Source organism: Pseudomonas sp. RL_15y_Pfl2_60 (genome assembly GCF_963970595.1).
In the GTDB taxonomy this organism is placed as follows: Bacteria; Pseudomonadota; Gammaproteobacteria; order Pseudomonadales; family Pseudomonadaceae; genus Aquipseudomonas.
In genome coordinates this window covers 435,365-449,915 of sequence record NZ_CAXAOE010000005.1, presented here as the reverse complement: position 1 = coordinate 449,915, position 14,551 = coordinate 435,365, and the positions used below count along the sequence as shown (strand labels likewise).

The 14,551-nt window shown below is 50.6% G+C and carries 10 protein-coding genes; 8 read left to right on the top strand and 2 right to left on the bottom strand.

Translation table 11 applies throughout. From position 1 onward, the window contains the following. Positions 1-23: 23 nt before the first annotated feature. The 6 genes from AACY26_RS16210 (at position 24) to AACY26_RS16185 (ending at position 8,614) form a co-directional block, all read left to right on the top strand. The gene (locus AACY26_RS16210) at positions 24-3,479 is read left to right on the top strand and encodes a hypothetical protein (RefSeq protein ID WP_339515632.1); all 3,456 of its coding nucleotides are present in this window, start codon (positions 24-26) and stop codon (positions 3,477-3,479) included. Then, complete coding sequence (locus AACY26_RS16205) at positions 3,476-3,964, top strand: response regulator (RefSeq protein WP_339515631.1); 489 nt, start codon at positions 3,476-3,478, stop codon at positions 3,962-3,964. The genes AACY26_RS16210 and AACY26_RS16205 overlap by 4 nt, the downstream gene beginning before the upstream one ends. Next, on the top strand, positions 3,964-5,214 hold the full coding sequence (locus AACY26_RS16200) for a 5'-methylthioadenosine/S-adenosylhomocysteine nucleosidase family protein (RefSeq protein ID WP_339515630.1): 1,251 nt from the start codon (positions 3,964-3,966) through the stop codon (positions 5,212-5,214). Before AACY26_RS16205 ends, AACY26_RS16200 begins: the two co-directional genes overlap by 1 nt. Continuing rightward, positions 5,201-5,698 carry a hypothetical protein gene (locus AACY26_RS16195; protein ID WP_339515629.1) on the top strand — a complete coding sequence of 166 codons (498 nt, stop codon included), beginning with the start codon at positions 5,201-5,203 and terminating at the stop codon, positions 5,696-5,698. Before AACY26_RS16200 ends, AACY26_RS16195 begins: the two co-directional genes overlap by 14 nt. A gap of 473 nt (positions 5,699-6,171) precedes the next feature. Then, a complete protein-coding gene (locus tag AACY26_RS16190; RefSeq protein WP_339515628.1) occupies positions 6,172-6,492 on the top strand; it encodes a hypothetical protein in 321 nt (106 codons plus the stop codon). 208 nt (positions 6,493-6,700) lie between these two features. Beyond that, a complete protein-coding gene (locus AACY26_RS16185; RefSeq protein WP_339515627.1) occupies positions 6,701-8,614 on the top strand; it encodes a tyrosine-protein phosphatase in 1,914 nt (637 codons plus the stop codon). A gap of 61 nt (positions 8,615-8,675) precedes the next feature. Here AACY26_RS16185 and AACY26_RS16180 read toward each other — a convergent pair whose 3' ends face one another. After that, on the bottom strand, positions 8,676-9,608 hold the full coding sequence (locus AACY26_RS16180) for an AraC family transcriptional regulator (protein WP_339515626.1): 933 nt from the start codon (positions 9,606-9,608) through the stop codon (positions 8,676-8,678). A gap of 319 nt (positions 9,609-9,927) precedes the next feature. Between AACY26_RS16180 and AACY26_RS16175 the strand changes: the two genes are divergently transcribed. Then, positions 9,928-11,610, top strand: a complete 1,683-nt coding sequence (locus tag AACY26_RS16175; RefSeq protein WP_339515625.1) for a methyl-accepting chemotaxis protein — start codon at positions 9,928-9,930, stop codon at positions 11,608-11,610. 109 nt (positions 11,611-11,719) lie between these two features. On the opposite strand, the gene AACY26_RS16170 is transcribed toward AACY26_RS16175, so the two are convergent. Continuing rightward, on the bottom strand, positions 11,720-13,351 hold the full coding sequence (locus AACY26_RS16170) for a mechanosensitive ion channel family protein (RefSeq protein WP_445261315.1): 1,632 nt from the start codon (positions 13,349-13,351) through the stop codon (positions 11,720-11,722). Positions 13,352-13,929: 578 nt separating this feature from the next. On the opposite strand from AACY26_RS16170, the gene AACY26_RS16165 reads away from it, so the two are divergent. Continuing rightward, positions 13,930-14,442, top strand: a complete 513-nt coding sequence (locus AACY26_RS16165; protein ID WP_339515624.1) for a 2,4'-dihydroxyacetophenone dioxygenase family protein — start codon at positions 13,930-13,932, stop codon at positions 14,440-14,442. Positions 14,443-14,551 lie beyond the last annotated feature (109 nt).

Below are 14,551 nucleotides of genomic sequence, written 5' to 3'. Positions count from 1 at the left end.
CATGATAACGATGGCAGGAAAAAATGGATTTAGTCAGCGAAAGTTCAAGAATATTCATAAGTTGCCAACATAAATTCAGAGGCATTATCGCTGACTTTAAATCCAAGAAGTTTGAAAAAAATCCTCGCTTCGGAAAATCGTTTAAATTCAGAAGCAGCTATCGAAACCATATGCTAGAGGCGCGCTCCGCGCTGCATACTTCGTCTTTTACCGATTATCTATCGTGGGCATCATCTCAAATAAAGCAACAACTTCCTGAACTTTCAAGATACCCTACTGGATATGATGAACTAGAAGGGGTATCGATACATGCACCTCTTGTGACGCTAGAGAGGGAAGTATTCTGGATTGTCGCGCGAATTAGCGAAGACTCGGAAGCAATTAATAATTTCAGAAAAGCGGCTGAATTAATTGAAAAATTATGGATCAATGGATACATTGATGAAAGCATTGACGTTTTAAAACTATTTGATGAGTCTCATGGCTCCAGCTTCTGGTCAGTCCAATTACGCATCGCATTAGAAAATGCTGCCGGAGGGCTCGAGAAACAAAAAAAATACACCTCTGAAGTTAGATCTATATATAAAAGCGGGCTTTTGAATTTTATTGCCTACAATACAAGCGTGAGAAACGAAGAGCGCGTAGGGATACAAAAATTCAAAGAGGATATTAGACAAAAAATCACCAACCACTCAAAGTATGGCGAAGCAGTAAAAATTTATATGCATCATCGAATGTTGGGCGAGTGGCCCTCAACTAGTGAAAGGGTTGCTGACGTACTCAGGATAGAGCAAAGCCACTCACTCGTAGATGTTTATGAGACGTTTGTCAATCTGGCCCAGCATGTTGTATCTAACAACGAAAACCCCGAGCTAAAAGGAATTGTTCGCACCGCACTTATACAGACAAAAGGAATAGATGACTTTAGACTTAAGAAAGCTCGCCTGTTTTTTAATATCGACGATAATTTCTCCAACTTACCAAAAAGAGAAGAGTCAGGCGCCGAGGCTCTATTTAGCGGTGATTTAGTCCAAGCAGCAAAAATACTACGCACACAACGAAAATCCAAGACTGTAGATGCTTGGGCCTATATTTATTCTGGAATTTTGTACTCACAGACCAAATGCAAATCTATTTCTACTAGCCCACAGTCCATACCAAAACTTATTGGGCAAATCCTTAGGCAGGATCTTTCATCAGCTGACGCCTACTCCGCACTGTTAAAACTCACAGTAAATTTATGCGGCCTGCCGCTAGCAACTGCCATTAGTTCGTTTATGAAGTTCATATACCGAGAACAACCCGATCAATCATGGCAACCGGAACTACCTTCGCTTAACACGGCGTATTTAGGGTGTGAAGATTTATTAAGCAGCTCAATGTCTCTATCGGGTGGCATCGCCTCTCGATGCTGGGCTCTATTAAAGAATCCTGCTCAACATACCGAGGCAGATGGATACTCCGCATCGATATTTAGAGCTACCGGCTATCTTGCAATAAATAAGTTTGACCAAGCGCTAACAACATTAAATGAAATAGAGCAAAAACCGAAGACACTTATTTCGGGCATCGACATTCCCCTCCTATTACATGCTCAGTACGCGGCAGGAAATAAAGGTGAAGTAATTCGATTAATCGCGCTAGAAGGCTCCAATTGCGAAAGCAAGCTTAGCTTAATCCCTATAAAAAACACTTTAGCAGGGTATTCAACACGGGATTTTGATTACATCACGGACTGGCTCATAGCTCCAACTGCACTGTATATGCTCTGGGACATTACCGAAAATGACACAACAGCTTCTCACCTAAGATTCAAAATAGGCCAAATTATCAGGCGTAAAGAGGTTAGGAATCCAGCAAAACTAAACTTTTTACAAGGTCTAGTTCCCGACCACCTCCTAGTGTATTTTCTAAGAAATGTGTGCGTACCATCTCTAATTGATCAGGCACGGGTAGTGAGTACCACCGCTGAAGTATTAGATCAAAGACTAGACGTGTGCAGCGTACTTAGAGAGTTAGACGTTGAAAACTCAGATGTGTACGAGACAGAAATTTATGAAATCACCAATAGACAGATTTTAGAAACAGGCCAAAGAATTGTCGATGGAACTCGTATACATGTTGATGCGGAAGCACTAGCCAGGTGGGCAACAAGAGAGCTACAAGAAGATTACTATCGATATCGAGATCTTGCTCAAGTGGTCACAACGCTTGAGTTCGACGATGTCATGGAGGACTTATTGATAGATGGACAGCTACCAAATAGCGCGTCTAGTTTTGATGAAGCCGACGCAGTGCTATATTCACTGCTAACAAAAATCAGCCATGAATTTTTGAACAACTCATTATTTGGGCTTGATTACTACCTAAGCAAGCGTATAAGACACCAATCTTTTATAGGACTGATTAGAGGCCCCCTTCAGCTCCAACAGCTAATAACCACAAAGGAGGCTGATGACAAGCGCTATAATGATAATAACGTTTGGCTTGAAAAGTTTACTGACTGCGGAAAAGAAAACTTACGCAATCTAAGCAGTGAATTTCAAAAATTCTCACTAAACTTTGATCAAGCACTACTCGACGCAAAAGATAAAAAATTACAAATCCTTTCTAAGGAACAACCACTTGGATTATTTCACCTTGAGATAAGCCCACAAATAATCCCGGTCGTTAGAATCTTACTTCAAGATAGCGATCTTAGTAACTTTGTCAAAGGGTTCATCAGTATTCTATGGGCTTATTTAGAGAATTCTTTACGAGACGCGAGAAAGCTTCTTTCGGAGGAGCTTAAGTCTCAGATAACATTCATATTTGACGATTTCCGAGCAAGTATTAAACGGATAGCCCCCAATAGCACAAGTCATCATGAACTTGATAGGACTCTAGGTGAGTGTTCTGTAGATGTGCAACGCGCCCTCGACGACGCTACAAGCTGGTTTCACAAAATAAATGACAGCGAAGCTCTTCGCAAGACGTTTGACATTGAGCAGGCATTGGCAATCTCAATTAAAGCAGCTAAGAAATGTTTGCGCGGATTTGATCCTGAAATAAAGACTAATTTCGTAAATAATAACTTGCAACTAATGCCAAGCACTTTAGTTTTTTTGCATGATGTACTTTTTGTATCTCTCGACAATGCTCGCATACACTCCGGACTTAAGCAGCCCACAATCACCATCTCAGTTGAACCTGACGTGCATGGTGGAACTTTTACTATAAGCGTAACGTGCGACTCGAAACCAAGCATTAGAGCCGCGGCGGAGAAAAAGCTTACCGAAATTCGTACTAAAATTGATCGACAAGAATATGTCACCAAGACAAAAACTGAGGGCGGCAGCGGTCTTTATAAAATAGCTGCTGTTGTTAAGCAATCGGCAAAAGGCATATTAAAATTCGGCTTCAATAAAGATGGACAGTTTTCAATACGAGTAACTTACAACTTTCTTGTACAGACTCGACAGGCGGCGGAAGCTAAATGACCGACCAAGAGATAAAAATACTTATAATTGAAGACGAAACTCCGAAAATAACTCAGATTGAGCTTTTTCTACGGAGTCTATGCATTCCTATGCGTATAGATCATGCTAAGTCCGTGAACTCTGCCTTAGACAAATTAGAAGAAAGCACGCCAGACCTCATACTTCTTGACATGTCGTTACCAACTATGGACATTGATATCGCCGGCGGCGAAGCCGGTGGACGCCCTCAAGGATTTGGAGGCATTGAAATCCTCCGCAACATGGAGTATGGAAGTATTTCCTGCCCAGTGATCGTCATAACTGGGTATGAAGCTTTTCCACGCCAAGGGGGCAGCGTAGACATCTCAGGCATTACTCAAGAGCTCAAGGAAGAGTTTCCAAATCTTTTACATAGCGTCCTACATTACAACTCAACCTACGACACTTGGAAGAACGAGCTCAGAGTTGCTTTCAAAGATTTCAAGCTAAATAGAGAAGCCGAATAATGAGAATTCTGATTGCAGATGATCATCCGGCGAGATACGAGCCGCTACTCGTAAAACTCAGTGCTCTAGGGGTAGATCCCGCGAAAGAAATCTGCTTTGTAGTGTGTGCAGATGAGGCAGCTTCAGAGCTAGAGTCGAAACACTACGACCTACTTATCCTAGACATTATTCTTCCACTATATAAATATAACCAAGCAACCACACATACTTACTCCTTGGATTTGCTTCACAGAATCCATGTTGACGAAGAGATCAACAAACCAGGAAAAGTTATTGGTATCACTGCAGATAAGGCTGCAGCCATTGCCGCAAGTGATCAATTTGATGAAAATACTTGGGCAATCATAGATTATACTGCGCAGTCTGACACCTGGATGCATCGAATCATCAACTGCGTTGAATACTTAAAGAACAACAAAAATCATGAGCCTCGCGCAATCGAAACTCCATCGGTCGACATTGCTGTCATTTGTGCTCTTGAAACACCTGAACTAGAAGCGATTCTAGCTCTGCCGTGGAACTGGCAGCCGTCCCGCCCAGTAGACGATTCAGTATTTGTCAATGATGGATGGTTCTACGTCGGACAAACAAAGGTGACAGTCGCCGCAGCTTTTTCAACACGCATGGGCATGGTATCCACAGCAATAAAAAGCTTACTCATGATAAATTCGTTACGGCCAAAAATATTGGTCATGACTGGTATATGCGCTGGAGTTAAAGAAAAAGTTGGATTAGGAGATGTACTCTTTGCGGATCCAGCATGGGACTTTCAAAGCGGCAAACGCGTTATCGATGCCGGAACTCGAAAGTTTTCGTTCGCGCCTCATCAACTTCCCGCAGACCACAGAATTCGAGCACATTTTGAGCAACTAAGATCTGACAGGGCCTTTTTTACGGAACTTCCTAAATTATTTTCGCAAGCATGTGAATTCACAACAACACTGCGCATTGGCCCCGTAGCGTCGGGCTCCGCTGTTCTTGCTGACGGCCATACAATTGAGGAAATCAAAGACCAACAAAGAGAGCTGCTGGGCGTGGAAATGGAGATTTATGGATTATACGCCGCGGCGTTCAACGCAAGTGGCCTGCAACCTAGAACTTTTGCATTAAAGGGAGTTTGTGATTACGCTGACCCTGATAAAAAAGATGAAGCACAGGCGTACGCGGCCTTTGCAAGCGCAAAAGTTTTAGAAAGATTTTTTGACAGATATGGCAGTCGTTTTTTTGGAGAGCAGAATGGAAACCAATGAAGCTTACAAAGTGTCACTCGAAAATGCTTGGCGTTTTTTCCAGTTACACGCACAGCAAAGGATGGCGGTATTTAATTTTTATTTAATCATCACGGGACTCGTAGCTGCGGGTCTTAGCGCGTGCGTGATACAGATGGAAAAATTATCAATCGTTGCGGGAGTCTTAGGGCTCTTTTTAAGTTTTGTAAGCTTTATATTCTGGAAGCTCGATCAACGCGTGTCGCTCATGATAAAAGCCTCAGAAAAAAGTATAATCAATATAGAGAAAAAACTAGCATTGCCTATTGAAAGTATTTTCATTGAAGACTCCGGAAGTTTAAACAATAGCTATCTTTACGTTCGATCCCCTTGGACATATGGCCGATGCTTCCGGCTTTCATTTTTCGTGGTTGGCGTGATTGGCATCGGATTCGCCTGCACCAATCTCATCCCCTACTCGTTTCTGCACGAAACCATAACCAATTGGGTACAGAGCAAGGGATAGCGCTAGACCTGCCAACTCTACTTATGAGTACACTCACGGTACAGTACCCAGCTTGAACAAGCTTCTCAAAACTACGCTATATTCCAGTAACTACGGGCCCTACAGCTATGCCAAGCTACGTTCACCTACGAACGCTTTCTCTAGGCATATCAGCTCGCCCAGCAACTCATAATCCTTTGGTCCACGGTTCGAGTCCGTGTGGGCCCACCAACACCAAAGCCGCGCACTGCGCGGCTTTTTTCTGCCCGAACATTGTGGCAAGACCATGACTTACTGGCTGATCTAAAGAACTTCAACTATCAAACACACACTCTCAAATCATTTTGAATACTCAACCAACACCCCACGCCCGACAAATCACCATCCATTGACCCAACGCAAGCCTCGTAGCTCTTACGTTGTGATTTCCAAGGACAGGGACGGTAGTTGCTAGGTAAAATCGCCGGCTTTGTTAAAAAGCTGGAGATCTACACTTGGCTATTCACTACTCGCCAACCCCTGATGCCGTTGCGTGCGGTCGTACTGGTGCAAGCCTTAGCAGCACTGAGGAAAAGGCGCAGGTTTCATGCAAGCTTTGCTTGCGCAGTATCGAGAAAGAAGCCGCGCCAACCGTTGTCAATCGCTCACCGAGCCTTGCCGAGTTGCGCGCTGCGGCCAAAGCCGCGAAGGCTGCGCCTGTAGCTGCAACGCCTAAAACCAGCCAGAGTGTGCGCAGTGCATGGCGTCAGAAACTTGAGCAAATGCCGGGACGCAACCGTTTGCCACGCGGCGCCGCCAAACAGGCATTCGTCTAGGCAGCAAATCAGGGGGCAGATTTATTAGCGCGGCACATGAGGCTCGTGAAATGAATCTGTCCTCGCCTGCCCACGCTGCCAAACAGACAGTTTGCGCAGCAAAAGGACAGATCGCGCAGCCATTTTGCGCAAAACAATTTCTGTAACATGAGTTAACAACTGAGTACCGATAGTAGCCGGGCAAGCCAATGCCTTAGGAGGCTACTCAGTGTTTCACCGTATTCTGTTTTCCCTGTCCGTTCTTAGTTTGTCCATTTCCGCCGCACAGGCTGCCAGCACAACCCCTCTCAATACACCGAGACTGGCAAGCGCTGACAACTTCCGCGATGTCGCTGGCAATAACACGCCTTACACCACAAGCAACAATGGCGTGATGCGCGGCGGCGTGTTTTACCGGTCAAACCAACTTACGGTTTCGCCGGCTGATCTTGCGACCCTTAACACCCTGAACATCAGCAATGTTTTCGACCTGCGCACGCCCGGTGAAATTGCAACGGCGCCGGACCTCCTGCCTGAAGGCGCCAGCTACACCAACTTCAATGTCACTGGCCAGGCCTTTACCGATATCAACTTCAGCTCGGCGGCCGATAGCATTGCGATGATGGAAGCGGGTGAGCGCGAGTTCGTCACCAACCCCAATGTGCGCTCAGAGTTTGGCAAGCTGATGCGCGCACTAGCCAGCAGCGAGGACGCAGCGATATTCCACTGCACGGCGGGTAAGGATCGCACCGGTTGGACAGCAGCAGTTCTGCAAAGCCTGGCCGGGGTTGATGAGGAAACGGTGATGGCCGATTACCTTTCAACCAACGCCTACACAGCTGAACGTGTCGCTGCGACCTTGGATCAATTGAACGCTATTTCTCCGGAGATGGCAGCCGCCTATGAGCCACTTTTGGGTGTACAGGCCAGCTTCCTGCAAGCGGGCCTGGACCAGGTCATAAGCAGTTATGGCAGCATGGATAACTACCTCAAGGAAGGCCTTGGTCTGGATCAGGAAACCATTTATGTGCTGCGCGGCAAGATGGTTCGCTACGCCACGCTACCGGGTCAGGAACACTTCAGCGGCAACGCTGCTGCAGGTGCAGCCCTGCTCAATAACCTGCAAGACACCCGCCTTGCAGGCACCTACAGCGCCTATAACTTCTATCTGCAGTCGGCTATTGATGCTGGCAGCCTGGGCGGGCTGGAATCTCAAGTGGGCGGCCAGGTACATGCCGATGCCAGCGCCTACTTGCTCCGGCAGGCCTCGCTGATAGACGATGCCTTGAGCCCTTATGCTGCGGGTAACAACCTCAAGGCTGGTGAATCTTCGCTGTGGATGACGGGCCTCGCCGGTTACCTGGGCACCGACGGTTCTCATGGCACCGCCAGCAGTAACGAACACACCAAGGGTGCGGTGGTCGGTGGTGTTCACCGCTTCAACGAGCGCACCAGCGCCAACCTCGCATTTGGCTACAACAAGGGCACCATCGGCAGTGCCAGTAGCGATGCAAAGACCGACTCAACCTTTATCAGCGCGGGCAGTCGCTATGCCTTCGACAGCCTCGAAAGTGGCGCCTATCTGGACGTCCAACTCGATGCAGGCTACATCGACTACAGCAGCAAGCGCGACCTCAGTGGCGGCCTCGGGACGGCGAAGGGCGACACCCATGGCAGCTTCTATGGTGCCAAGGGCAGCCTGGGTTACCGCATGACACAGGGTTCCATGATCATTGAGCCGGAAATTGGCTTGCGCACCAGCCATGTACAGCTCGACGGTTTCAAGGAAAAAGGCAGCGAACTTGCGCTGGACGTCGACAGCACCGACCAGAGCCTGAACAGCGTGGTTGCCGGGGTGAAGCTTGGCTTCGAGTCGCGCTTGGTTGCTGATTGGCGCGTGACGCCCGGCTTGCAACTGGGCTATGAGCACATGCTCAATGATCCGAAGGTTAAAAGCTCGGCCAGCGTATTAGGCTTGGGCATTGATCAGGATTCGGCCTTCGATTCAGACAACATGATCAAAGCCGGGATGAACATCAGCGCATCGCACCAGGCGCTGACCCTGGGTGCCGATTTCAATGTGCTGTCTGGCGGTGACAGCAGTGGCCTGAGCGGCCAGATCAACGCCAGCATTGCCTTCTAAATTCTGAATGGCTAACTCGCCGCATGCCCTGCCTCGAATAAAGGCAGAGTGTGCGGCGAAGTTAACGCCTACGCACACCGTTCTTCACGTCCAGCGGGCTTTGCCCAAAGGCATTCTGAAAATACTGACTAAAGCGCCCCACGTTGGTAAACCCCAGACCCAGGGCAATCTCGGCGATTGAGCGGGTCGGGTCCTGGATAATAGCGCTGTGGGCACGCTCCAGACGTACTTGCCTTTGGTAGGCCGCAATTGAGGTGCCCATAAAACGGCGAAAGCCATCTTGCAGGGCGCGCAGGCTGACATTGGTCAGCTCAGCCAGTTGAGTGCCGCTGACTGACGCGTGCGGGTGCTCCTGAATAAACTCAACAGCCAACTTCACATGACGCGGTGCAATAAGCGGCCCCTTGCGTTGCAGCCAGTCAGTGTAATTGTGTGGCCAGCTCTCCAGCACCGCATCCACCAGCATCTCTTGAATACGCATCGGCATCAGGGAACTGGAGTTAATCAAGACTTCGGCATCGGCGCCGGTGGCAAACTGCAGCAATGACCTGACGCCCGCAAACGCGGGCTGGCTCAAATCCACCATCGGCTGGAACCTGACACTGTTCAGGATGGGTTTGCCCAAGAGCGTTGAAAGCCGTTCGGCAAATAAGCCCCGGCGAATGGAAAAGCCATATTGTTCATGGCTGTCGATAAAGCGTGTTGAGCGCAGGTCGGCTTTGTCCATGGCGATGCCAACACTGGGCACACCGAGCAAGTCGCTTGCCTGGTTGAACATGATCTTGCCCGCAATAGGCAGCACAAAGGTTATTTCATCATTGATCGGCGGCAACTCGATCGTGAAGTTTCCGCGATAAATCATGTGGCGAAAACTGACCCCTTCATAGCGGCCATAGACGCCAGCGATATTAATGCGCTTGTCCAGGCGGGGTAAGTTGGCATAGACAGTGCCAAACATCATTGAGGACAGCTGCATAAAATCATCAGCGTTCATGTCATCAGACCTGATCACCACTTTCCCGCGAGTAGCTCCGGCCGTCATAGTAATTCCAACTTGATCATCGCGTCCGACAAGGAAAACCAGCCGTGGCGCCGAGGCCCACAGCTATTGGCCTGCCAACTTATGTCGGTAAGGTTACAAACGAATGACACATTTTGAAATAAAGCCAGCAACAAGGATCCGACTGAAACTTGCTGGATGATGACGATTCATCCCCGCGCAGCAATTCACACTCAATCTTTCGGCTAGTCGACCGATAAGGTATTCGACGCGCTAGTAATCTGCCCTTTGGCGCTGTACGAGGATTAACCGAATGCTGCTTAAACTGAAAACCAAAGTGGTGCTGCTGGCACTGATACCTGTACTACTGTTCGCCTTGGTCATCAGCGGCGCCGCCGCGTGGGTGTTGCAGAGCCTGGCCACCCAGGAACTCAAAGAAACGCGCGAGCGCCTGCTGCAGGAAAGCCGCAATGAGTTGCAGAATTACTCGCAAATCGCACTGGGCTCGGTGCAGGCGCTGTACGACAACGCAGCGCCAGGCGATATGGCCAGCCGCGAGCAAGCCATCGCCATTCTGTCGAAGATCAAGTACGGCAAAGACGGCTACTTCTTCGGCCATGACTCCAATGTGGTTCGCCTGTTCCGCGGCGACAGCCCGGTGGATGTCGGCAAGAACTTGAGCGACCGTCGCGATTCCAACGGCGTGTACATCAACCGCGAGTTGGTACGAGTCGCCAAGGACAACACCTACTACGTAAATTACAGCTCGCCATTGCCGACTGACGACTCGGTAATGGTGCCGAAAATGGCTTACAGCTATTACCTGCCAAAGTGGGACATGGCCCTGGGCACGGCGATCAATCTGGACGGTGTCGAGGCGCAAATAGCCAAGGTGCAAGTTGCGATTGACCAACGCATCAGCACCATCATCAGCAGCATTGTGGTGGTCGCCATTATATTGCTGGTGGTGTTCGGTATTGCCGGCGTGGTGCTGAGCAACACCTTCCTGCGCCCTCTACAGCAGATCAAGAACAACCTCGATGACATCGCCGCCGGTGAAGGTGACTTGACCCGTCGCCTGCCCATCAATGGCGACGACGAGCTTGGCCAACTGGCGGGCTCGTTCAACCGTTTTATCGAGAAGATTCACGGCATGGTCAGCCAGATGGTCGATGTGACCAGCCAGTTGACCGAGCTGGTCGGCCAGGTATCGGCACAAGCCCAGCGTTCGGAAGATGCCATGGAGCGCCAGCGCCACGAGACCGATCAGGTTGCCACCGCAATCAACGAAATGTCGGCAGCGGCGCAAGAGGTTGCGCAAAGTGCCCAAGGTGCAGCAGAGGCCGCGCAAAAGACCGACACCGAAGGCCAGGCCGCGAAGAAGGTGGTCGACGGCAGTATCGAGCGTATCCACACCCTGGTGCAGGACATTCGCGACAGCGGCTTGTCGCTGGATACCTTGCAAAAGGACGTGACCTCGATTGTCAGCGTGCTTGATGTGATCCGCTCAATTGCTGAACAGACCAACCTGCTCGCCCTTAACGCTGCTATCGAAGCCGCGCGTGCCGGTGAAGCGGGTCGCGGCTTTGCCGTGGTTGCCGATGAAGTCCGGGCGCTTGCCAGCCGTACGCAACAGAGCACCCAAGAAATTCAAGGCATGATCGATCGTTTGCAGAAAGGCACGCAGGACGCCGTCACGTCGATGCAACGCTCCAGTGACGCTGGCGATGTAACCCGCGAGCAAGCCAACCATGCGGGCACCTCGCTGGATGCCATTGCACAGCTGATCGGCACCATCAATGCGATGAACGCGCAGATCGCCAGCGCAGCCGAGGAGCAGACCGCAGTGGCCGAAGAGATCAACCGCAGCGTGCACAAGATTGCAGTGGCGGTGGACAACGTGGCAGATGAAACCCAACAAGGCGCTCAAACTGCGCGCCACTTGTCAGGATTGGGTGACCGCTTGGGCTCGCTGGCGCGCCAGTTCCGTATCTGAGAATCCAAACCGGGTACTCGCCTTAGCAGCAAGGCAGCACAACAATGGCGACAGATTAATCTCTGTCGCCATTTTTATTGCGCGCAGCTTTTGCCACCTGCACCGCGCTTTATTTATCCGAGGCAGCGCTTGGTGCCTGAGCTGGAGCCGCATACCAGTTTTCACGGGGCACCAGCTTGGCATCTTGCGGATCACTTAAGTAATGCGGAGACATGATTGCCACACCGTACTCATTGAATACATCTTGAATATGGGCATGCAGCACACTGAGCAATTGCGCACGCGGGCGTGGCTCGCTGGGGATGGCCTGCGCGACCAAACGATACTCTGGATAGAAGTCTGAAAGCGCAGTCTGGAACACTTGCGGCGCTGGCGCCTGAACGATGCCATCGGTGCGCTTGGCTGCTTCAAGCAGCATGGCTTCGACCTGGCGCCAGGGCGTGTCATAACCGATGGTGACCACAGTATCGACCACGTAGCCCGTGCCATCGACAGTGCGTGAATAGTTCTTGGTCACGCCGCTGGTGATCATCGCGTTGGGAATTGTCAGCACTTCACCCAACCCGGTACGAATAGTGGTGGTGAACATGCCAAGCTCGGTAACCGTGCCTTCGTGCCCGCCTACACTGACGAACTCGCCCGGACGCAAAGTCCGCGAATAAGTGAGGATCAGCCCCGCCGCGGCTTGCCCGACCACACTGGATGCGCCGAGTGAGATCATCAAGCCGACCAACACCGATAGCCCCTTGAATGCATCCGTTCCGGCGCCCGGCAAATACGGGTAAGCCATGGCCAGGGCGAACAGCCAGATCGCGATGGAGGTGAGTCGCATCGTCGGCTGCAGCGTTTCACCGCTCAGCCAACTGATGGTTCCGGGGCGCGCCATGCGCATCAGCAAACTACGGGTAAAACCAATAATCCCGCGTGCCATAAAGAAGATGGCAACGGCGATGGCCAGACCCGGCAAGGCATCTATAACACCCTGCAAAACGTACTTGGCCAAGTTGTACAGGTAAACGTTGAGCCCCTCCCCCCATGGCCGGGTATAAGGAAATCGCGAGAGCACAAAGCTCAACCACTGATAGCTGAACAGCAGCACCAACATCCAGTACAAGAGCCACAGAAGACGATCAACCACATAATAGATATTCTTGATATCGATCAGCGGCGTGTGACCCACTTTTAGAGCGCTGGTGTGACGCTGCATCAGGCGAGGCAACTGGCTGGCGAGCATACGCCGGACCCAGCTCACGCCACGCAGCAGCACAACGTAGATCAATGTAGCGACCAGGCTCAAGCCTGCGGCCATAAGCATAAAATGCACATTGCGCGTTTGCTGCGTCTCGGCCACCACAATGCGCAGTCTTTCGGCGGCTATCTCGGCGGTCTCACGGGCGGAGCTAGCTGCGGTATCAATGTCGCCGGGGGAAATAATAAAGGCACGCCGCTGCCCGAGCAGGACGACGTAACTCTTCAATATCGGCTCAATCCTGACCTCTAACGCTTCATTGCCATCCAGTGCCTCATCAACAATCGCGCGTGCGCGCCTGACACGTTGCTCAGGTGTCTCGCTAAGCAGCGTTGCACGCAACACAACGATGCTTCTGTTAGCAATTTTCAACTCGGCGGGCACACCTTCGGCAACCATCGGCGAGGCATCTTCAGCAGAGGCCACAGAAAACCAACTTAACCACAGAACACAGCAGCAAACAGCCATCCAGAAGTTGCCTACAACGCGCATTACTGACTCTCCATCATGCGGACTACTCAAGTTTTGTGGCCCCCACCATCGCGCTGACGCAAGAGCGTTTCAAGACTCTGCACAAAAGCGAGCGGGAACATCATTCAACAGCGAAAGCGACAACAAATAGCGAACTAAACCGGTGCTCCTCAGGCAAGGAATAACCGATCGGCTCAAATCCTAGGGGCGGGCTTGAGTACAACTTACCGCAAGCGTAGACCAATTAAAGACCTGATGCGGAGCCATCAGCCGGCTTGCAAACTGTGCACTTGGCACTGAATTTATGGTCTGACCGGCCAGCAGCGTGCGCGGGCTTCAGCGCACCAAATGGCATCAAGTTACTGGGGACCACAGAGAGAACCAGCGCTGAGAAACCTGGCGCAAATTGTCAAGTATATGGCGGCTGATGCCAATACTTGCAATTGATTAAGTTCCAGAATCAAGGCTATGCACATGAAGATGCAGCAATGGCTGGAGGTATTTCCATAAGCTCGGCTCAATGCTGCTGACTGCGTCCTCTAGCCAAACCATCACAGCCGAAGCTGTTGATAAGCCAAAACAATAACGAGGAACCTGATATGGCCCTGCCAGAAACCTTTACCCATCAAGACGAATTGCTCACGATCTCAAGCAACGCCCAGCCCTTCCTTGATGGCCTGCTGCACCCCGGCATCAGCGTTGCGCCAATGTTTCTTGATACACACAACGGAGTGTGGTGCCTGCGCGTCAAGTTCAAACCAGGTGTAACCCTGCCGCTCCACTACCACACCGGCGTGGTTCACTTCTACACAATGTCTGGTTGCTGGTACTACACCGAGTACCCGGACCAGAAGCAAACTGCTGGCAGCTATCTGTTCGAACCAGGTGGATCAATCCATCAATTGAATGTCCCTGCCGACAACACCGAAGACACTGATACCTTCATGATTGTTTTCGGCGCAAACGTCAACTTCACCGAAACCGGCGAATACATCAATATGATGGACGCGGGCCTGATCAAGACTTGGGTTGACCAAGCGATCAAGGAGCAGCCAGGCGCGGAAGATGTCCGCTACATCAGCAGCCCGGCGCCGAGCTACACCAAGTCCTGAGCTGCGCAAAACACCACCTAAAAACGCCTGTTGAATGCGATCTTTGCCAGGCGTTTCATGGCTTCAGCCAATGTGTAGCGTTGCGCATGCGTGCGAGTTGCCAGAAGCC